Origin of the sequence: Brevundimonas sp. NIBR10, assembly GCF_027912515.1 — a bacterium.
Lineage (GTDB): Bacteria > Pseudomonadota > Alphaproteobacteria > Caulobacterales > Caulobacteraceae > Brevundimonas.
Genome location: NZ_CP115464.1, coordinates 969734 through 990036, shown reverse-complemented (window position 1 = coordinate 990036; position 20303 = coordinate 969734). Strand labels below are relative to the sequence as shown.

The following is a 20303-nucleotide window of genomic DNA, read 5'->3' as shown; positions in this document are numbered from 1 at the left end:
GAGCACTAGCACTCGAAACAGGCGCGATCTCAACGCGCAGGTCAGGTTGGGGAGCCGATATGCCACGCAAATTCCTGGTCGTCGTCGACGACAGTCCTGAGTTCGAGGCCGCCCTGCGCTATGCGTCGCGGCGGGCTCGCTCGACCGGCGGGCGGGTGGTCATGCTGCGCGTCATCCCCGACACCTCGGATGAGCACTGGTCGGGGGTCCGCGAGGAAATCCAGCGCGAGCAGCGGGCCGAGGCTGAAAGCCTGCTCAACACCCTGGGTGCCGAGGCCCAGGAACGCTCGGGGGCCCAGCCGGTCTTCGTCATCGAGGAAGGCGACCCCCAGGCGGCGATCCGCAAGGTCGTCGGCGCCGATCCCGAGATCAAGATCCTGGTCCTGGCCTCGGCCGGCGGCGGCAAGGCCTCGGGGCCGCTCGTCTCGGCCATGCTGAAACAGGGCGCGGCCTTCACCGGGCGCAAGCTGCCGGTGACCATCGTGCCCGGCGAATTGACCGACAGCGAGATCGAGGATCTGGCCTGACCCCGGGCACCCGACGCTTGGCCCCCGCCCCGGTCGCTGCTAACCCTCGCGCAAATCAAGAAGGAACCTCCACCATGGCCACCGAATCCGCCTGGACCATGCCCAAGGGCGAACTGATGAAGGGCAAGAAGGGCCTGATCATGGGGGTGGCCAACGCCAACTCGATCGCCTGGGGTATCGCCTCGCAACTGGCCGCCCAGGGCGCCGAACTGGCTTTCACCTATCTGGGCGAGGGACTGGAGCGCCGGGTGCGGCCGCTGGCCGAGAGCGTGGGTGCCAAGCTGCTGATCCCCGCAGACGTCACCGACGACGCCTCGATGGACGCCGCCTTCGAGGCCTTGGAGAAGGAATTCGGCACCATCGACTTCGTGGTCCACTCGGTCGCCTTCGCCAACAAGGATGAGCTCAAGGGATCGTTCATCGACAATACGACCCGCGACAGCTTCCTGCTGGCCATGAACATCAGCTGCTTCAGCTTCGTCGACGTCGCCCGGCGCGCGGCGAAGATCATGCCGAACGGCGGGTCGATGATCACCATGACCTATCTCGGGTCGGAACGGGCCATCCCGAACTACAACACCATGGGCGTGGCCAAGGCCGCGCTGGAGGCCGCGACCCGCTATATCGCCCGCGATCTTGGGCCCAAAGGCATCCGCGTCAACGCCATCTCGGCCGGTGCCATGCGCACGCTCAGCCTGGCCGGCATTTCGGGCGGTCGCGGCATGATCGCGCAAGGGCGCGCCATGTCGGCCATGAAGGAGGACACCTCGATGGAGGGCGTCGCCGGTGCAGCCCTGTGGCTGTGCTCGGACCTGGGCCTGTCCACCACGGGCGAAGTCATCCACGTCGACGCCGGCTTCCACATGATGGGCCTGGCGGGCGACGAAGAGGGCTGAGCGCCTACTCGACGGGAAAGGCGAAGGCCTGACGACGGGGCGATTACGTCGCCGTTACGTCGATGGGCCGCTTTCGAATGGAGGCATTATGCCCTTTCGTCGTCTTCTGACGACGAAAGGAACCGCCGTCATGCCTGAACTCCCACAAACATCTTCGCCCGCCGAGCCGCTTCGATGGAGCATCTGGCAGATGACGCTCGCCGTCCTGGGTTCGGCCTTTGGGGTCGCGCCGAACTCTGGCTCGCGCTCGCCCGAGGCCGGTCGGAGGGTCGCGAAATGATGTCCGGTCTCGCTTCCCCGCGCCCCGTTCCGGTCCTGGCACCCCCGCGCCGCTATGACGTCGTCGCCCGTGGCGGCGGCTGGAGCATCGTCCTCGGCGGTGCCTGCACTCGGCCATTTCGCAGTCGCCGCGCCGCAGAGCGCATCGCCCGCACTCTTCAGCGGCAAGCCGACGCCCTGCACGGGGTGAAGCGGCCCCGCAAGGTCCACTGAGGTGGCAAACGCCCATTCTGAAGCGCCGGCGGCGGTCATCGAAATCCTGCCCGACGGCCGCTGCTGGCGGCTCAGGTCCAGCGACGCCCTGTTCAGCGGTCTGTTCCTGGACCGACGGTCCGCCGTCCGCCATGCCGAGGCGGAAGCTGAATGTCATCCGGGCCATGTTATCGTGGTTCGGTCCATGCGCCCGGCTTGAAGGGCTGTCCGAAGATCCGCTCGCGGGCGGGGTGAGTCGGGCGGTTTTCCAGACAAAGGAGAGAGGCCTGATCGATAGCCCCTCATAGGGGAAGTCCCACGCAAGTCACAAGGACGGCTCTCCGTCCGGGTTTGAGCGGGTGATCGCAGATTACCCGCCGCCCATGCACCCGACGACGCCCTTGGCGGTTGTCCCTTCGCAAGCTGGGCTCTAGGAACGGGGCGGCCCCACGCCGTCTCGTTCGCGAAAGCCCGCCATGCCCGATCAGACCGACAAACAGACCTTCTCCGATCAGGACGCGCTGGATTTCCACCGCATCCCGACCCCGGGCAAGATCTCCATGGCCCCGACCAAGCCGATGGCGACGCAGCGCGACCTGTCCCTCGCCTATTCGCCGGGCGTGGCCATCCCGGTCCTGGCCATCGCCAGGGATCCCGACCTCGCCTACGAATACACGGCCAAGGGCAATCTGGTCGCGGTGATCTCGAACGGCACGGCGATCCTGGGGCTGGGCAACCTGGGCCACATGGCGTCCAAGCCGGTGATGGAGGGCAAATCCGTCCTGTTCAAACGGTTCGCCGACGTCGACAGCTTCGACGTCGAGGTCAAGACCACCGATCCGGACGAGTTCATCACCGTCGTCAAGAACATCGGCGACACCTGGGGCGGCATCAATCTGGAGGACATCAAGTCCCCCGAATGTTTCGTGATCGAGAGCGAGCTTCAGGACCTGCTGGACATCCCCGTCTTTCACGACGACCAGCACGGCACGGCCATCATCTCGACCGCCGGCCTGATCAACGCCGCCCATATCGTCGGCAAGAAGCTGGAGGACCTCAAGGTCGTGCTGGCGGGCGCAGGCGCGGCCGGTCTGTCGTCCATCGGCCTGATGAAGGCGGCCGGCGTCCGGGCCGAGAACACCGTGATCGTTGACCGGGACGGCGTGGTCTACAAGGGCCGACCCACCGGCATGGACCAGTGGAAGGCCGCCCACGCCACTGACACGCCCCACCGGACCCTGGCCGAGGCCATGGTCGGTGCCGACGTCGTGCTGGGTCTGTCGGCCAAGGGCGCGATCACCAAGGAGATGGTGGCCTCCATGGCCCCCAATCCGATCATCTTCGCCATGGCCAATCCGGACCCGGAAATCACGCCCGAGGACGTGCTGTCGGTCCGCTCCGACGCCATCATCGCCACGGGGCGGTCCGACTATGTGAACCAGGTCAACAACGTCCTGGCCTTCCCCTATCTGTTCCGGGGCGCGCTGGACGTCCGGGCGCGGCGCGTCAATCACGAGATGAAGGTCGCCTGCGCCCAGGCCATCGCCGCCCTGGCCCGCGAAGACGTGCCAGACGAGGTCGCCGCGGCCTATTCGGGCAGGAAGCTCAAGTTCGGTCCCGACTACATCATCCCGACGCCGTTCGATCCGCGCCTGATCTGGTACATCCCGCCCTTCATCGCCCAGGCCGCCATGGATACCGGCGTGGCCCGCGTCGCCATCCCCGACATGGACGCCTATCGCGCCCAGTTGCGCGAGCGGGTCGATCCGTCGGCCGCCCTGATGCAGAAGATCTCGTCCTCGGTCCGCGCGGCGCCGAACAAGCGGATCGTCTTCGCCGAGGGCGAGGAACCCACCGTCATCCGCGCCGCCTGGGCCTTCAAACAGTCCGAACTGGGCACGCCGATCCTGGTCGGGCGCGAGGATCTGATCCGCCAGAACGCGCATGAGGCCGGTCTGGATTTCGACGCCCTGGGCATCGAGATATTCAACGCCCGGCTCAGCCACAAGAACGTCGAATACACCGACTTCCTGTACGAGCGGCTGCAACGGCGGGGCTATCTGCGCCGCGACGTCCAGCGGATGATCAATCAGGACCGCAACTATTTCGCCGCCGCCATGGTGGCCCTGGGCGACGCCGACGCCGTGGTTTCGGGCACGACCCGGAACTTCAACATGGTGCTGCGCGAAATCCGCCGCGTCATCGACGTCAAGGACCGGCTGATCGGGGTCTCGATCCTGCTGGCCCGTGGGCGCACACTTTTCGTCGCAGACACCTCAATCAACGAACTGCCCGACGCCCAGGAACTGGCCGAGATCGCCGTCCAGGCCGCCGCGACCGTGCGCAAACTGGGCCGCACACCGCGCGTCGCCTTCCTCAGCCACTCAACCTTCGGCGACCCTCCCGGCGAGCGCGGCGAGAAGGTGCGCGAGGCGATCCGCATCCTCGACGCCATGAAGGTCGATTTCGAGTACGAGGGCGACATGCCGCCCGAACTGGCGCTGAACCCGGAGGCCCGCGCCAACTATCCGTTCATGCGCCTGTCGGCCGACGCCAATGTCCTGGTCATGCCGGCCATCCAGTCGGCGTCGATCTCGACCCGGCTGGTCCAGGAACTGGGCGGCGCCACCGTGATCGGCCCCCTGCTGGTCGGGCTCGAGAAGTCGGTCCAGATCGTCAGCCTGGGCGCCTCGGTGTCCGAGATCATCACGGCGGCGACCTTCGCCGCCTACGAACGGGCGGCCGACGCGGGGTGACCCGAACCCATCCGCAGACGCGCTGAAAAGGTTCAATATTTGCTACTTCTGGACGCTTCGACGTGCCCAGGGTCGGGCCGGTGGTAGGCTGCCTGTTCTCGCGCTTTGACGCCGCCGACGGACGCCAAAACTCCGGGGTGAACTGAGCCATCGGAGCCATCGGAGCCTGGTTTCGAGTCCGGACTCGTGCGGTAAAACCGCCGAACCCTGACGCCGTCTCTCCTCGCCGTTCGCCCCGTGGCGAATGGGGCTGCGGGCGGCTCGTATACGAGCCGCCCTGAGGCGCGGCCCGGCCTCGGGCCGTGACGGAGGGGGAGACACGGTCTCGACGACCGGCCTCCAATCACGCCTTCGTCGTCTAGGCCTCCCGACCAAGACCGCGAGCGACCCGACGGAGCTCGAAGCCCAGACGGGCCCATTCGATCAGCACGAAGACGATCGCGGCGACGCCCAACCAGGCGGCGATCACGAACATGGCGGCATAGCCCTGGGCCTCGATCAGTTCGCCCAGAGCGCCCCGTCCCAAAACACCGATCAATAGCCCCAGCGAGATGAAAACCGCGAACTGCACCGCCCCGAACATCCTGTTAGACAGGGCCGAGAGATAGGCGACGAAGGCGGCACCCGCGAACCCCCCGGCGATGTTCTCTCCCGCGATGGCCAGCATCAAGCGAGACAGGGGCTCGCCGATGCCGAACGCACCGAACGCCCCATACAGACCCGTCGCAGACATCAGCGCGCCCAGCGTCGGCGCCCCCAGCGCCAGGTCCATGAACAGCAGGTTGGTGGCCGCGGTCAGGACAGCTCCGAGCAAGAGGCTCCACATCCGGCCGATGACCAGAAGCGCCCAGCCCCCCAAAGCGATGCCGACGATCGTCATGATCACGCCGAAGGTCTTGGACGCCAATGCCACCTCGGCCTTGGTGTGGCCCAGCGCGCCGCCGGTGTCACCCATATAGAAGGGGAAGGCGAACGGCCCCCAGACCCCGTCTGTGATGCGGTAGGTCAGGATCAGCCCCAGCACGATCACCGCGCCCCATCCCAGCCGCCCCATCAGCTCGACCAGCGGGGCGAGAATGGCGTCGTACAAGGTGTCGGCGAACTGGGGCGCACGCACGGATTCGGCCTCGGTCGCGCCTCGGCCCTTCCAGACGATCAGGCCGGCGAGGGCGGCCGGAAGGATGACAGTGGCGATGATGATCCAAGGTCCCCAGGCAGCGGTGAACTCGCCCGCGCTCGGAGCGGGGCTGGTGGTCAAGGCGATGATCATGAAACGGATCAACATGAACGCAGCCCATCCCCAGGCCAGCAAGGTGGCGGCAAGGATGACCAGTCTCAGTCGGGGCGATCCACGGCGCTCTCGCGCCACGTGCGCCTGAGATGTTGGGGCCGGCTCCGGCGCGATCAAGGTGCCGATCAGGCCCAGCGTCATCAAGACACCCGCCGTGGCGAAGACGCCGGGCCAGCCGATCGCCTCGGCCAGCAGCAGGGACCCAGCACCTCCGGCCAGCGCGGCGGTGCGGTATCCTAGCTGATAGATGGTGGACAACAGGTCGATCGGGGTCGTGTCGTCGGCGACCTCGATGCGCCAAGCGTCGATGACGATATCCTGGGTCGCGAAGGCGAAGGCCCCGAGCGCCGCGCCCAGCGCAAGAGGGCCGAGCACGCCCGATTCCGGCCGCGACAGGGCGACGAGGCCCAAGGCTACGCCGATAATGATCTGAAGCACCAGCAACCAGCTACGGCGGCGGCCGAACCGTTTGCCGATCACCGGCGGCGTCCAACCGACGGCAGGCGACCACAGGAAGCGGAAGGCGCCGAACAGACCGATCCAACTGAGGATGCCGATGGTTGCTATCGGAACACCTGCCTCGGTCAGCCAGGCGTTCAGCGTGCCGATCAGCATGGCGAAGGGCAGGCCTGCCGAAAAACCCAGAAGCAGCATGGCCAGAGTGCGGCGCTCGCGGAAGGCGGCCTTCAGCACGCCCAGCCCCTTAGGCTTGACGTCGATCTCTGCGGGCGCGGCGGGTATGGTCATGGGCGGAGCCTTTTCTTGACGGGCTGCCGTTCTGATCGCCGGTTCAACCAATCCGTCAGGCGACCTTGGCGCGCTCCGGCCGGTTCGTCCAGCGGGCCAGGGCGGTCCGCAGCGGCTCGATCTCCAGCGGTTTGGTCAGGTGATCGTCCATCCCGGCCTCCAGACAGGCCTTTCGGTCCTCAGCGAAGGCGTTGGCGGTCAGGGCGACGATCGGGGTGCGGTCGCCGCGTGCGCGGATCGCCCGCGTCGCCGAGGGCCCGTCCATGCCAGGCATCCGCATGTCCATGAAGACCAGATCGAAGCGGGCGCGGGCCATGGCCGCCACGGCTTCATCGCCGCTGGCCGCCGTCTCGACGATGCAGCCTTCTCGGCGCAACAGGGTGCGGGCGAGCAACTGGCCGACCGGGTTGTCCTCGACCAGCAGGACGCGGGTCCCGGCGAAACGGACCGGGGTGATCCGGTCGTCCTCCGGCGCGGGGCCGGCGGTCGTCCGGGTCGAGGGCGTCTGGCCCGCCGCCGCGAGCAGGCGCTCGGCCACCGACTCGCGGCGCAGCGGCTTGATCAGATAGCCGTGGAAGCCCGCCGCCCGATAGCGGGCGATCAGGTCGCGCTCCGACGGGCGCAGCAGGATAACGCCCTCTCCGGTGGCGGGTCGCGCCGCCAGGGTGTCCGGGCCGGCGTCGGCGTGGTCGATCAGGGTGACGGCCCCGCTCTCGGCCACTTGGCCGCCGCTGGCCCGGATCTGATCCCGGGCGGCGCGGCGGACGAACGGGTTGCTGCTGACTATGGCGGCCGTGACACCGGTCAGGGTTCGCGAGCGCGGCGCGGCCCCCGCGGCGTCGAAGGGGGCCTCGAACCGGAAGCGGGACCCGCCGCCGGCCCCGTCTGCACCGGGTCGGTCCTCGACCGTGACCGACCCGCCCATGGCCTCGGCCAGACGCGCCACGACGGCGAGTCCCAGACCCGCGCCGCCGAAGCGGGTGGCATCCGAGGCGTCGACATGGCCGAACTCCTCGAAGATCCGCAGCCTGGCCTCGACCGGCACACCCGGCCCGGTGTCGTCGACGATGAAGGCCAGCCTGGGTCGGTTGCCGTCGCCGCCGGGAACCCGCTCGACCGCGATCCGCACGCCGCCGGTCGCGGTGAACTTGACCGCGTTGCCGGCCAGGTTGAACAGCACCTGTCGCAGCCGGCCCTCGTCGGCCATGACGTCGGGCGCGTCGGCGGCGACCGACCAGACGATCTCCAGTCCCTTGTCGTGGGCGCGCGGGCTCAGAAGCTCGCAAACTCCGCGCACGAGGCCTTCCAGATCGACGGGGCCGTTGTCGAACTCAAGTTTGCCGGCTTCGAGCCGCGCATAGTCCAGCAGGTCGTTGACGAGACCCAGCAGATGTTCGGCCGACGCCTGGGCCGCCTCGGCATAGGCGCGCTGCGGCCCGTCTAGCCGGGTCCGGCTGAGCAGGCCCAGCATCCCGATGACCCCGTTCAGGGGGGTCCGCATCTCGTGGCTCATCAGGCGCAGGAACTGGTCGGTGCCGCCTGCGCCTGCCGGTTCGATCCCGTGGGTCGTGGTCTTTCGCCGCGCCATGCCGCCTCCGTAGGGCTGCAGGATGCAGGAGGAGGGTTAAACTTTCTCCCTCCCCCTTGTGGGGAGGCGCGATCGCGTAGCGATCGCGGTGGGGAAGAGTGAAGCACACTCGGTGCATTTCGGACCCCACCCTGGCTTCGCTGCGCTGCGCCGTCCCTCCCCACTTCGGGGGAGGGAGAGCTACTGCCTCACCACGCCGGGACGTCACTCCGTCCATGCGACGCCGTCTGGCGGTCGAACTGGGCCTCGGCACCGACGGTGGTGCGGCGATAGATCAGGGCCTCGGCGATGTGGCGGCGCAGGATGCCGTCGGCGCCCTCGAGGTCTGCGATGGTGCGGGCCAGCCGCAGGGTCCGGGTCCAGCCGCGCGCGGTCAGGCCACCGGCCTCTCCCGCCCGCATCAGCAAGGCGCGGCCCGCTTCGTCCGGCGTGGCGAAACGCTCCAGCAGGTCGCCGGAGCAACGGGCGTTGATGCCCTGGTCGCGGGCCCGGGCGGGATCGAGCCCGGCCTGGATCACGCGCTCGGTCTGCATGGCGCGCGCCGTCGCCACCCGCGCGGCGGCCTCTGCCGTGCCTTCGGCGGGGGCAGGCAGGGCCATGTCGGCGGCGGTGACGGGCGGGGTCTCGACGGTCAGGTCGATCCGGTCGAACATCGGGCCGGAGATGCGGTTCTGATAGTCGCGCTGGCATTTCGGGGCTTTTCCACAAGCGCCTTTGCCGAAGCCGCCGACCCCGCAGCGGCAGGGGTTCATCGCCGCGATCAGCTGGAACCGGGCCGGGTATTTGACGTGGTGGTTGGCACGGGCGACGACGATCTCGCCCGTCTCCAAAGGCTGACGCAGGCTGTCGAGCGCCTGGGCCGAGTATTCGGGCAGCTCATCGAGGAACAGCACCCCGTTGTGGGCCAGGGACGCCTCGCCCGGCTTGGCCCGATGACCGCCGCCGGTCAGAGCAGCCATGGAGGCGGAATGGTGCGGCGAGCGGAAGGGCCGCTCGCGGGTCAGGGCACCGCGCTCGATCAGGCCGGCCACCGACCAGACCATCGAGGTCTCCAGCAGTTCGGTTGGGGTCAAGGGCGGCAACAGGCCCGGAAGGCGCGCCGCCATCATCGACTTGCCCGATCCCGGCGGGCCGATGAACAGCAGGTTGTGGCCCCCGGCGGCGGCGACCTCCAGCGCCCGCTTGGCACCCTCCTGACCCTTGACGTCGCGCAGGTCGGGGACGCGAGCGCCCATCTTCACGGGACCAGGTTCAGGCGGCCGCAGCACCTGAACGCCCTTGAAATGGTTGATCATCCCGATCAGTGAGCGCGGTGCCAGGATCGAGACGTCCCCGGCCCAGGCGGCCTCGGGCCCGTTTGCCTCGGGGCAGATCAACCCCAGCCCCATGGCGTGGGCGGCGACGGCGGCAGGCAGGGTCCCGCCGACCGGGGCGATCCGTCCGTCAAGCCCCAGTTCGCCCAGCGCCGCCCAACCCTCGAGCTGGTCGGGAGCGATGACCCCCATCGAGACCAGGAGGGCCAGGGCGATGGGGAGGTCGAAATGGCTGCCTTCCTTGGGCAGGTCGGCGGGGGCCAGGTTGGCGATGATCCGCTTGGCGGGCAGGGCCAGGCCGATCCCGGCAAAGGCACCGCGAACCCGTTCCCGGCTCTCGGCCACCGCCTTGTCGGGCAGGCCGACGATGGAGAAGATGCCGTGCTCGCCGCCGCTGAGTTGCTGGACCTGCACGTCCACGCGCCGCGCCTCGACCCCCTCGAACGCCACCGTCGCGATACTGGCCAGCATGACCCGCCCTCATGTTTCACATGGAACGAAACATGAACTCAAGCGAAATGCAACCCGCCTTATGCAACCGAGCGTTTCGCCTCGATCACGTCCCACATCAGGGCGGTCGCATCGATGCCCGTGAACCGCTTGAGCTGCTGTGCACCGGTGGGAGAGGTGACGTTGATCTCGGTCAGATAGTCGCCGATCACGTCGATGCCGACGAAGATCAGTCCCCTGGCCTTCAGGGTCGGGCCGATGGCCGCGCAGATTTCCAGATCGCGGGGCGTCAGCTCCACCGGCGCGGCCGTCCCGCCGACGTGCAGGTTCGACCGCACCGCCCCCTTGGCCGGAATGCGGTTGATGGCGCCGACGGGCTCGCCGTCGATCAGGATGATCCGCTTGTCGCCCTTGGACACCGCCGGGATGAATTTCTGGATCACCAGCGGGTCGCGCGATGCTCCCTGATGGATCTCGATCAGGGCGTCCAGATTGGGGTCGTCCGCGCGCAGCTTGATCACGCCCGAGCCGCCGTTGCCGTGAAGGGGCTTCAGCACCACGTCGCCGTGCTGTTTGTGGAAGGCGGTGAGGGCGATGGGGTCCGAGGTGATCAGGGTCGGGGGCTGCAGGCCCGGGAAGGCCGTGACCATCAGCTTCTCGGGTGCCGAACGGACCTCGGCCGGGTCGTTGACGACCAGGGTGCCGGGATGGACCGTCTCCAGCATATAGGTGGCGGTGACATAGGCCATGTCGAACGGCGGGTCCTGGCGCATCAGGATGACGTCGATGTCCTCGGCCAGGTCCAGCTTCACCCAGTCGCCGAAGGTCACGTGGTCGCCCGCGACATGTTGCAGCGTCACCGGCCGGGCGCGGCAGAACAGCCGGCCTTGCTCCAGGGCAAGGGCACGGAAGTCATAGACCCATTGGCGATGACCGCGATCCTGGGCCGTCATCATCATCAGCCAGGTCGTATCGACCTCGATATCGACCCCTTCGACGGGGTCCATCTGGATGGCAACTCTGAGCATCACGGCCCCTTCAACGGCGAGGCTTGGGGTATGGGTGGCCTGGCCTTCTCGCGCAAGGCATCGCCGACAGAACCGAGCTCGCACAGTGTCGGCCAGGCTAGCAGACGCTGGCGATCCGGCTCACTTGCGCTACCTTGGGCCATGGAGCAGACCGAACTTCGTCGTCGTTTGGGCGACCTCATCCAGCTTGAAGAAGCTGAAGTCGTTGATTGGCCGGAGGTCGAGGATCGGTGCCTCGCTCTGGCGGAGATGCTCAGGCACAACGAGGCGACTTATCCGGACGTCGTCCACCATTTCGTAGACGACGTTGATATCCGGCAGAAGGACAATGGCTATGCGCAGCGTCAGCGTGGCTTGATTCGCCGCTATGTTCTCACCGGGGAGATGGTGGAACACGCTCCCAGCGTGCGGATTCCTGGATGGTCCCTTGTTCCAGCGGTAGCAGTCCCTGCCTTGGTGCTGTGGCTGATACTTCGCTGACTCGATCGAAGTCCGGCAAGTGAGCCAGATTCCAGCTTTGGCTAGTTCAGCCGCATCCGAAGCCGGTCCATCACCGCAGGCTGAACCACCATGTCCTGACCCCCGACGATGCGCGCCCTCATCAAGGCCTCCAGCGCGCCGTTCAGCGCCCCCTGCTTCTCGCGGGCGGCGGCGACGTCGAGCCAGGGGCGGTGGTCCTCGGGATCGAGCAGGGCGCGCCTGAGGGCCGAGCGTTCGGCGGCGTCGAAATCCTCGGTGCGGATGGCGCGGGCGAACAGCAGGTTCTGCAGCCGGATCAGGGCCTGGCGATCCGAGACCGGCGCCATCAGCAGGTCCAGACGATCCGCGACGTGAGGCGTCAGCCCCGCTCGCAGCGCCCTGCGGCTGAGCTCGGACGGCAGGACGATCCTTCCCTGACTGAAGGGATCCAGCGCGACCGGCCCGGCGGGGGTCTCGACCCGCAGCATGAAGTGGTTGGGAAAGTCGACGCCCTGGGCCTTCAACCCTGCCCGCCTGGCCGCATCCAGATAGAAGACCGCCAGTGTCGCCGACAGGCCGCGCCGGCGCTCGGCCACGGCGATGATGTCGGTATTGGCCGGGTCGTCGTGATGCAGCAGGTCGCCGTTCAGCCTGAGATCGCCGGCCATGGTCTCGCTGAGGGCGTCGTCGGGGCTCTCGGTCGCAGCCCGCTCGCCGACCCGGTCGGCGGCGATGTCCGCCAGGTCGCGAACCGGCTGGGGGTCGCGGAACGGATAGTCGTGGATGGCACAGGCGATCGCCGCCTCCAGCAGGGGAAAGGCGTCGTCCTCGGCCAGTCCGGCCTCGGTCAGGATGGTTTCGGCCTCGTCTCGCGTCACGAGAAATCGCCCCGGCTCGTACTTATGGCTGAAACATGGCGCGGAAATCGGCCGGGAGCCAGCGCCACCATATCGATTCTGAGCTCATGTCCGGCCAGGCTGGGTCGTCCGTGCAACACCGCCCGCCCGGCGGCGAGCAATCGCCGACCCTGATCGGGCGTCACGGCGGTCAGGGCTTCATCGAGCGTCGCGCGCCGTTTTACCTCCACGACGGCCAGGACGCGGCCGCGCCGGGCCAGGATGTCGATCTCTCCCGCACGGCTTTTCAGCCGGAAGCCGAGGACCTGATAGCCCTTGAGCATCAGCCAGGCGGCGGCGATCCATTCCGAGGCGTGGCCCGCCCGGTGCGCCTGTCCGCCCAGGGCCTGCCGCCAGGCCGCCTTGGCGCGAGGTGCCGCTTTCGGCGCGCGGACACGAACGGGTTTCATCCCTTGCCCTGCAGTTCCAGCGCGCGCCGATAGAGGGGCTTTCTCGGCAGGTCGAGCGCGGCCGCCACCTCCGAGGCCGCCTCGCCGGTGGGCAGCCGGGCCAGGGCCTCGATCAGGGCCGCGTCGGCGTCGGCGGCGGATGCGACCTCGACCTCACCGGGTCCCACCACGACGACGATCTCGCCCTTGGGTCCGTCGCAGCGCGGATCGACGGCCAGTTCGGCCAGGGTCCCCCGGATCGCCTCCTCGTACAGCTTGGTCAGTTCGCGAGTCACGGCGGCGGGGCGCAGGCCCAGCACCTCGGCCATGTCGGCCAGGCTGGCGGCCAGTCGGGGCCCACTTTCGAAGAAGACCAGGGTCTGTCGCGCCGCCCTGACCTCGGCCAGCATGGTCTTTCTGGCACCCGACTTGACCGGCAGGAAGCCGGCGAACAGGAACCGGTCGCTGGGCTGGCCGGCGATGCACAGGGCCGCCAGCAGGCTGGACGCGCCCGGGATGGGATGTACCGGCAGGTCGGCGGCGATGAAGGCCCGCGCCACGACGAAGCCGGGGTCGCTGATCACCGGCGTGCCCGCATCGGACACCAGGGCCACCACCTGACCCTCGCGCACCCGTTCGATGGCGATCTCGGCGGCGCGGGCAGAGGCGTGGTCGTCGCAGCGTTCCAGCTTCGCTTTCAGCCCATAGGCGGCCAGCAGCTTGGCCGTCACCCGGGTATCCTCGGCCAGCACCAGATCGGCGGCCGCCAGCACATCCAGCGCCCGCAGCGTCATGTCCCTGAGGTTCCCGATGGGCGTCGCGACCAGGTAGAGGCCGGGCGAGACCCGTCTCGGTGGTGGCGCTGTCGGCGGGAAGGGGGAAGGCTCGGTCATCGCGCGCGACCGTGACAGCGGCCCCTCACGTCAGCAAGGCTTTCAGCACGCTATCGAGGATCGGGCGACCCTTGTCGGTCGCAACGACCCTGCCGTTCGCGACCACGAGGAAATCGTCCGCCACGAGGTCTGCGACGCGCCCCGTCGCTCCGAGCGTCTCGAAGGCCGCCAGCGGGGCTCCTTCGACCGTGCGCAGGCCCAGGAGTATCCGCTCCTCGGCGGCGGCGAGGTCGTCCATGGCCTCCCGCTCGACCCAGGAAGCATCCTCGGCGACGCCCGCGACATAGGCCCCAATCTTCCTCTGCGCGACCGTTGCCGTCCTCACCCCGTCCAGCGTCAGTCGCCCGTGCGCGCCCGGCCCGACCCCCACATAGTCGCCGCCGCGCCAGACGTGGATATTGTGCGCCGACCGGGCCACCGGTCCCTTCGCGTGGTTGGACACTTCATAGGCCTCGAACCCGGCGGCGGTCAGGACATCCTGGGTAGTTTCGTACAGTTCGGCGGCGGTGTCCTCGTCGGGCGGGGTACAGTCGCCGCGCGTGGCGGCGCGGCCGAAGGCGGTCATGGGCTCGATCGTCAGCTGATAGGGCGAGACATGCTCGAACCCCAGGCTTACCGCCTCGCGCAGTTCGGCGGCCCAGGCCTGCGGCGTCTGGCCGGGCAGGGCGTGGATCAGGTCGATCGACAGCCGGTCGAACGCCCGTCCTGCGACGTCGATAGCCCGCCGGGCCTCCGCCGCCGAGTGGTTGCGCCCCAGGAACTTCAACGCACCGTCGTCCAGCGACTGGACCCCCAGCGACAGCCGGTTGATGCCGGCGTCGGCCAGAGCTTCGAAATGGGCTGCCTCCGCGTCTGTCGGATTGGCCTCCAGCGTCACCTCGACCGAACGCTCGACCGGAAACAACGCCTGCGCCCGCGCGATCACCGCCGCCACATCGTCGGGCCGCATCAGCGACGGTGTGCCTCCGCCCAGAAAGATCGACGCCAGCCGACGCGGGCCGACCAGGGCCGCCTGCGCCGTCAGGTCGTCGAGGATCGCCGCGACCAGCCCGGCCTGTTCCTCACTCCGTCCGCGATCGCGCACGACATTGAAGTCGCAGTAGGGGCAGATGCGCGCGCAATAGGGCCAGTGGACATAGACGGCGACGTCAGATCCCGGATTGAGCGGATCAGTCAATCAGGGCGGCCCTGAGCCTGGCGAAGGCGCGCGCGCGGTGGCTGATCGCGTCCTTGGCCGCAGGCTCCATCTCGCCAAACGTCAGCTCGCCGGTTTCGGGGACGAAGATCGGGTCGTATCCAAAACCGCGGTCGCCGCGCGGGGGAAAGGTCAGGGTGCCGTCCACCCGGCCCTCGACCACGACACAGGGCCCATCCGGCCAGGCCACGGCCAGCGCCGAGGTGAACCAGGCGCTACGATCCGTGGCCCCGACCTCCTCCAGCCGCGTCTCGACCTTCTTCATGGCGATGGAGAAATCCTTCGCCGGTCCGGCCCAGCGCGCCGAGAACACGCCCGGTGCGCCGTCCAGTGCCGCGACCGACATCCCGGAATCGTCGGCGATGGCGACCTCGCTCGACAGAGCCGCCGCATGACGGGCCTTCAGCATCGCATTGCCGGTAAAGGTCGCCTCAGTTTCGTCGGGTTCAGGCAGATTCAGCTCACCCGCCGTGACGAACCTGTAATTTTCGCCCAGCAGGGCGGCGATTTCCGGCACCTTGCCGGGATTGTGGGTCGCGATGACGAGTGTCATCCCATTGATCAGTCGCAGCATTTTCTCGTCATCCTCGACCGTAACAATCCATTGCCAAAGTTTAATATCGTTAAACGATATGTAACGTGACGCAGCGGGTGGCAAGTCCTATCTATGTTCTCACGAACGGGGGCCGCACCGTTCCGGAGGAAGCCCGATAAGGACTTTTTCAACCCTGCGGAAACATCAAGCGGGCAATAAATGACCCGCATTCAGGAGAACTACGATGAGCACGATGAACGCCTCGCTTTTCATGGACCGCATTGGTGCAGTCCTCGTCAACGCCGCCCTGCTGGCCGCCCTGCCGACCGCCATGGTCGCCATCCTCGTCCAAGCATTCTAAACAGCCTCTGCCTACCGCTTCCCAGAAGCGGCGCCTACCGCGTCCGGCCCCTTGGCCGACACGCGAAACGCTGAAGCGGGCCACGACGGTCGACCCGGGATTCGTCCCCTCGACCGTCGGCCCCTCAAGGCAGAGAAAGATCACCCTTTGACGAGACCCTTCAAGACCGCGAAGACTTGCGCCGCGTCGGGGTTCGCCGGACCCCGCGTGGCGATCGCGCCCTCTGGTCCGGCCGGGTGACATGCGCACGATGCGCCTGCCGATTCTTCTGACATCCTCGACCCGGTTCGCCCGCATCCCCGGCTTCGCCCTGCGCGGTCCGCGCACGCTCGGCCCCGGCTCGGTGTCGAGTCTGCTCAAGATCGCTCTGGACGTCGCCTTCGTCCTGCTGATGCTGATCACCGCCATCCTGCTACTGGCCTTCGTCGCCGCCATCTTCATTCCGCTGAGCGACGTCAACATCACCGTCACTGACGACACGGGCGGGCTGCAACAACCCCTGACCCGAGCGCTGCTGCTGTTCGGCCTGGGCGCCCTGTCGGCCTGGTTCGGCGGATTTCTGCTGATCCTGCGTCACCTGCGCCTGATCTTCCGCAGCCTGACCCAGGGCGATCCGTTTCAGCCTGAGAATGTGCGTCGGTTGCGCGCGATCGGCCTGATCCTGGCCACGGTCACCGCCGGCGTCTGGGTCACGCAAGGCCTCGTCGCCGCCCGTCTCGCCCCCGGCGTGATGGACCCGCAGGGTGTCGGCGAACTGCTGACCCCGATCTTCTCCGTCCTCGTCGTCTTCGTCCTGGCCGAGGTGTTCCGCGAGGGCGCCCGGCTTCGTCGCGAATCCGAACTCACGATCTGATAGACCGCACTCATGGCCATTCGCATCCAGCTCGACCGCATCCTGCTCGAACGGCGCATGTCGCTGACGGAACTGGCCGATCGTGTCGGCGTGACCCTGGCCAATCTGTCGATTCTGAAGACGGGCAAGGCACGGGCCATCCGGTTCTCTACCCTGGACGCCCTGTGCCGCGAACTGGACTGCCAGCCCGGCGACCTGCTGGCCCATGAGCCGGGCCCCCAGGCGACCGGCGAAGGCGACGACGCCTGAGGTGGCGAAACCTCCCAAGGATCTGACGACCGAGGACCGCCGCATCTGGGCCCGCGTCACGGGCTCGGTGACGCCGCCGAAATTCCGCAAGGCGGCCCGCGTCATTCCCGGCGGAGCGCCCATCCCCGAAATCCTCGCCGTCGCGCCGGGCAAGGCTCCACCGAAGTCTCAGCCCCGACCCAAGCCCGTCATCGGAGCGGCACCGGTCTCGACGCCCCTGCCCGCCGCCGTCGCCCGCCCCGCGCCCCATGAACTGGAGCCCCGCCGCCAGCGCCGCCTGTCGCGCGAACGCGATCCGATCCAGGCCACCATCGACCTGCACGGCTTCGGCCGGTTCGAGGCCGAGGACCAGCTGCGGGCCTTCCTGTCGGGCTGTCAGGCGCGCGGCCTGTCTGCCGTTCTGGTCATCACCGGCCAGGGGCGCAGGGGCGGCGGCGTGATCCGCGCCTCGGTCCACGACTGGCTCCACGCCCCGGCCCTGCGCGGTGTCGTCTCCGGCTTCGCCTGGGCCCACCGCCGCCACGGCGGCGACGGCGCGATCTATGTCACCCTGCGAAAGCGCTAGGCCAGGCGACGGTCGGCCTCGGCGGCCTGGCCGACCTCGTTCAGGACGCGATTCAGGGCACGCGCAAAGGCCGGTATGTCGAGGGGCTTGGTCAGATAGTCGCGGAAGCCCGCCGTCTTGCCGGGTTTTATGTCGCTGGGCATGGCGCTGGCCGACAGGGCCAGGACCGGGATGCCGCGCGTCAGCGGATCGGCGTCCAATCCGGCCTTGAGCTCGAACCCGTTCAGTCCGGGCAGGTTGATGTCCAGAAGGATGATGTCGGGCCTCAGGTCGCGCGCCAGGGCCAGACCGTCGTGGCCGGTCTCCGCGACGTGCAGACGGATCGACCCCAGGGCTTCGATCACATGCCGCATCAGGGCGATGTTGGATGGGTTATCCTCGACATAAAGCATCGTCGCCGCGCCGCCAGGAAAGGCGGGAACGTCCAGTTCGGGAATCGCCGAGGCCACGATCTGCGGTGCCGTATGGCGGGCGACCGGCAGATGAAGCGTGAAGCACGACCCCTCGCCCTCGCGGCTGCTGGCTTCCAGCCGCCCGTTCATGGCCTCGGCCAGACGGCGCGACACGGTCAGGCCGATGCCTGCGCCCGCCAGCGTCGAGGCCTCGCGGCCGAGGCGGTTGAAGGGCTGAAACAGCTCGGCCATCCGGTCGGCGGGAATCCCGGCCCCGGTATCGCGTACCGACAGGATGACGCCGTCCCGCCCCTGGCGCAGTTCGACGATGACGTGGCCGCCGGGGCGGTTGTAGCGAATGGCGTTGGACACGAGATTGAGCAGGATCTGGCGCAGGCGGGTCCGGTCGGCAATGACGCCGAAGCCGGCGACGACGGGTGGCGCTCTCAGGGTCACGCCGGCGGCCGCGGCCTCGGGCTTCAGGGACTGACAGACCTGGCGCGCGACCAGATGGGGATCGACGGCCTCGATCGACATCGACAGCTTGCCGGCCTCGATCCGGGCGAGGTCCAGCACCTCCTCGATCAGAGCCAGCAGATGCTGGCCGGCACCCAGGATCTGATCCACCGCCTGGTGCTGGCGCAGGGTCAGGGGCTCGGTCGCAGAGTTCATCCGCATCAGGTCGGCAAAGCCGATGACGGCGTTCAGGGGGGTGCGCAGCTCATGGCTCATCCCGGCCAGAAAGTCGGTCTTGGCCTGGCTGGCGGCGGCGAGACCCCGCGCCTGCTGGTCGGACGTTGCCAGGGCCGCGCGCATCTCTCGGGTGGCCTCGGTAACGCGAGCCTCCAGCGAATTGTTGATCGCCCGCAGCCGGACGGCCTCGCCCCGCGCCCGCGTTGCCAGGCTGAGCCCGGCGAGGGCGGCGGTCAGCGCCACGGCGATAATGACCAGAAGAAATCCCATGAGCACGTCCTCCCACGACAGGGTAGACGGCCACAGGTTGCTTTATCGTAAAACCTTGAGTTGCAATCGCTAGCCCTGGGCGTTGCGAATAGCGGCGGCTCCGGCAAAGGGGCTGAGCAGGGCGGCGAACAGGCAGTAGGCACCGAGCAGGGCCAGGGCCGGGCCGACCGGCAATCCTTCTGCGGCCCGGGCCAGGGCGCCCGAACCGAACACCACCGGCGGGATGAACAGCGGGAGGACGACGACGGCGATCAGCAGGCCGCCCCGCCGCGCGCCGAGGGCCAACGCAGCCCCGAGGGCCCCGGTGAAGGCGAACCCCAACCCGCCGATCCCTGCCGTCAAGGCGGTCAGGGGCGCGAGATGAAGCGGCTGACCCAGCGCCAGGGCGGCGACGGGCGCGGCCAGGGCCAGTGGCAGGCCGGTGGCGACCCACTGGCTCAGCGCCTTGATCACGAAGACCGCCTCCAGCGACAGGTGGCCCGTAGCCAGCAGGTCCAGCCCGCCGTCCTCCAGATCGCGCTCGAACAACCGCTCCAGCGACAGCAAGGACGACAGGGCCAGGGCCAGCCAGGCCGCGCCGGCCGCCACGGGCCGCAGGGTCTCGACGGCCCCTCCCGCCGCCAGCGGCAGGATGGCGGTCAGGCAGGCGAAGAAGGCACAGGCCAGCAGGGGTCCGCCGCCGCCGCTCCAGGCCAGGGACAGCTCCCGCTCGAACAGCACACGCGTGCCGCCGCGTGGACCCGGCAGTTGCGGCTCGGGCGGGCCGGGCTCGGCCCCGTCGGGCTCGCCGTCTCCCCATTTCGGCAGGCGTGGCTCGCTCATGCCGGGCTCTCCAGCACAAGAGGGCGACTGGGGATGGGGAGGGGGTCGTGGACGGCGCAGACGATCAGGCCGCCGGCGGCAAGGTGACGGCGCATGATCTCGGCAAAGGCCTCTCGCCAGCGGGCGTCCAGCGGGCCGAACGGCTCGTCGAGCAACCACAGGGCGCGCGGCGACCCCAGCAACCGACCCAGGGCGAGGCGCCGCCGCTGGCCCGCCGACAGCTTGCGCACCTCGAGATCGAGCAGGGGCTTCAGACCGAAGGCCGCGACGGCGTCGCCATAGCCGTCCTGGGTGTGACCCAGCCAGTCGGACTGGAACATCAGTTCGTGCCGCGCCGTGCGAGCCCCTTTGAGGCCGTCGAGGTGACCCGCCAGATGCACCTCCCGGCCCCGGGCGTCGGTGGGATCGATCAGGTTCTGGTCGCCGTCGCGAAACGCGACCTCGCCGGACTCTGGCCGGATCAGACCTGCCACGGCGCGCAGAAGCGAGGTCTTGCCCGCCCCGTTCGGCCCGGTCAGGGCGATGCAGTCTCCGGCGGCGACGGTGAAATCGAGATCGCGAAACAGGGTCCGCTCGCCACGGGCCAGGGTCAGGGCGGAGAGGGAGAGGGTGTGGATCACGGGGCCACCCTCCTGCGATCCATTCTCAATGTCCTCACACCGGA

The 20303-nt window shown here is 68.5% G+C and carries 20 protein-coding genes; 8 read left to right on the top strand and 12 right to left on the bottom strand.

Annotated features, from left to right (window positions below):
• Nucleotides 1–59: 59 nt before the first annotated feature.
• From O5K39_RS04745 to O5K39_RS04730, 4 genes are all read left to right on the top strand, one after another.
• Nucleotides 60–527, top strand: coding sequence for a universal stress protein (locus tag O5K39_RS04745; protein WP_271146138.1), 468 nt, complete (start codon nucleotides 60–62; stop codon nucleotides 525–527).
• 74 nt (nucleotides 528–601) lie between these two features.
• Nucleotides 602–1423, top strand: coding sequence for an enoyl-ACP reductase (locus O5K39_RS04740; protein WP_271146137.1), 822 nt, complete (start codon nucleotides 602–604; stop codon nucleotides 1421–1423).
• Nucleotides 1424–1699: 276 nt separating this feature from the next.
• Nucleotides 1700–1915 carry a hypothetical protein gene (locus tag O5K39_RS04735; protein WP_271146136.1) on the top strand — a complete coding sequence of 72 codons (216 nt, stop codon included), beginning with the start codon at nucleotides 1700–1702 and terminating at the stop codon, nucleotides 1913–1915.
• 455 nt (nucleotides 1916–2370) lie between these two features.
• Nucleotides 2371–4650: an NADP-dependent malic enzyme gene (locus O5K39_RS04730; RefSeq protein WP_271146135.1), complete on the top strand. Its 2280-nt coding sequence runs from the start codon at nucleotides 2371–2373 to the stop codon at nucleotides 4648–4650.
• 358 nt (nucleotides 4651–5008) lie between these two features.
• Here O5K39_RS04730 and O5K39_RS04725 read toward each other — a convergent pair whose 3' ends face one another.
• The 4 genes from O5K39_RS04725 to gshB form a co-directional block, all read right to left on the bottom strand.
• Nucleotides 5009–6688, bottom strand: coding sequence for a beta-lactamase induction signal transducer (locus tag O5K39_RS04725; protein ID WP_271146134.1), 1680 nt, complete (start codon nucleotides 6686–6688; stop codon nucleotides 5009–5011).
• 55 nt (nucleotides 6689–6743) lie between these two features.
• Entirely contained in the window at nucleotides 6744–8276 is a 1533-nt protein-coding gene (locus tag O5K39_RS04720) for a response regulator (RefSeq protein ID WP_271146133.1), read from the bottom strand.
• Nucleotides 8277–8464: 188 nt separating this feature from the next.
• Nucleotides 8465–10060: a YifB family Mg chelatase-like AAA ATPase gene (locus O5K39_RS04715; protein WP_271146132.1), complete on the bottom strand. Its 1596-nt coding sequence runs from the start codon at nucleotides 10058–10060 to the stop codon at nucleotides 8465–8467.
• 59 nt (nucleotides 10061–10119) lie between these two features.
• On the bottom strand, nucleotides 10120–11067 hold the full coding sequence (gshB, locus tag O5K39_RS04710) for a glutathione synthase (RefSeq protein ID WP_271146131.1): 948 nt from the start codon (nucleotides 11065–11067) through the stop codon (nucleotides 10120–10122).
• A 141-nt stretch (nucleotides 11068–11208) separates the two neighbouring features.
• Between gshB and O5K39_RS04705 the strand changes: the two genes are divergently transcribed.
• On the top strand, nucleotides 11209–11547 hold the full coding sequence (locus O5K39_RS04705) for a hypothetical protein (protein ID WP_271146130.1): 339 nt from the start codon (nucleotides 11209–11211) through the stop codon (nucleotides 11545–11547).
• A gap of 41 nt (nucleotides 11548–11588) precedes the next feature.
• Here the strand turns inward: O5K39_RS04705 and O5K39_RS04700 are convergent, their stop codons facing one another.
• From O5K39_RS04700 to rdgB, 5 genes are read right to left on the bottom strand one after another with little or no spacing between them, the layout of a single operon-like run.
• Nucleotides 11589–12404: a transglutaminase family protein gene (locus O5K39_RS04700; protein WP_271146129.1), complete on the bottom strand. Its 816-nt coding sequence runs from the start codon at nucleotides 12402–12404 to the stop codon at nucleotides 11589–11591.
• A complete protein-coding gene (locus tag O5K39_RS04695) occupies nucleotides 12401–12832 on the bottom strand; it encodes a YraN family protein (protein ID WP_271146128.1) in 432 nt (143 codons plus the stop codon). The genes O5K39_RS04700 and O5K39_RS04695 overlap by 4 nt, the downstream gene beginning before the upstream one ends.
• Entirely contained in the window at nucleotides 12829–13704 is an 876-nt protein-coding gene (gene rsmI, locus O5K39_RS04690) for a 16S rRNA (cytidine(1402)-2'-O)-methyltransferase (protein WP_271146127.1), read from the bottom strand. The genes O5K39_RS04695 and rsmI overlap by 4 nt, the downstream gene beginning before the upstream one ends.
• A gap of 25 nt (nucleotides 13705–13729) precedes the next feature.
• The gene (gene hemW, locus O5K39_RS04685) at nucleotides 13730–14881 is read right to left on the bottom strand and encodes a radical SAM family heme chaperone HemW (RefSeq protein ID WP_271146126.1); all 1152 of its coding nucleotides are present in this window, start codon (nucleotides 14879–14881) and stop codon (nucleotides 13730–13732) included.
• Nucleotides 14874–15473, bottom strand: a complete 600-nt coding sequence (rdgB, locus tag O5K39_RS04680) for an RdgB/HAM1 family non-canonical purine NTP pyrophosphatase (RefSeq protein ID WP_271146125.1) — start codon at nucleotides 15471–15473, stop codon at nucleotides 14874–14876. The genes hemW and rdgB overlap by 8 nt, the downstream gene beginning before the upstream one ends.
• A 572-nt stretch (nucleotides 15474–16045) precedes the next feature.
• Between rdgB and O5K39_RS04675 the strand changes: the two genes are divergently transcribed.
• The 3 genes from O5K39_RS04675 to O5K39_RS04665 are packed head-to-tail and all read left to right on the top strand — an operon-like array spanning nucleotide 16046 to nucleotide 17462.
• Nucleotides 16046–16648: a DUF2975 domain-containing protein gene (locus tag O5K39_RS04675; RefSeq protein ID WP_271147224.1), complete on the top strand. Its 603-nt coding sequence runs from the start codon at nucleotides 16046–16048 to the stop codon at nucleotides 16646–16648.
• Between the two features lie 12 nt (nucleotides 16649–16660).
• The gene (locus O5K39_RS04670) at nucleotides 16661–16897 is read left to right on the top strand and encodes a helix-turn-helix transcriptional regulator (protein WP_271146124.1); all 237 of its coding nucleotides are present in this window, start codon (nucleotides 16661–16663) and stop codon (nucleotides 16895–16897) included.
• Nucleotide 16898: 1 nt separating this feature from the next.
• Nucleotides 16899–17462, top strand: coding sequence for a Smr/MutS family protein (locus O5K39_RS04665; RefSeq protein WP_271146123.1), 564 nt, complete (start codon nucleotides 16899–16901; stop codon nucleotides 17460–17462).
• On the opposite strand, the gene O5K39_RS04660 is transcribed toward O5K39_RS04665, so the two are convergent.
• The 3 genes from O5K39_RS04660 to ccmA all read right to left on the bottom strand — a co-directional run bounded on the left by O5K39_RS04660 (nucleotide 17459) and on the right by ccmA (nucleotide 20259).
• Nucleotides 17459–18817: an ATP-binding protein gene (locus O5K39_RS04660; protein ID WP_271146122.1), complete on the bottom strand. Its 1359-nt coding sequence runs from the start codon at nucleotides 18815–18817 to the stop codon at nucleotides 17459–17461. The two genes, O5K39_RS04665 and O5K39_RS04660, sit on opposite strands and share 4 nt — an antisense overlap.
• A 69-nt stretch (nucleotides 18818–18886) precedes the next feature.
• A complete protein-coding gene (gene ccmB / locus O5K39_RS04655; RefSeq protein WP_271146121.1) occupies nucleotides 18887–19639 on the bottom strand; it encodes a heme exporter protein CcmB in 753 nt (250 codons plus the stop codon).
• Nucleotides 19636–20259 carry a heme ABC exporter ATP-binding protein CcmA gene (ccmA, locus tag O5K39_RS04650; RefSeq protein ID WP_271146120.1) on the bottom strand — a complete coding sequence of 208 codons (624 nt, stop codon included), beginning with the start codon at nucleotides 20257–20259 and terminating at the stop codon, nucleotides 19636–19638. Before ccmA ends, ccmB begins: the two co-directional genes overlap by 4 nt.
• Between the last annotated feature and the right edge of the window lie 44 nt (nucleotides 20260–20303).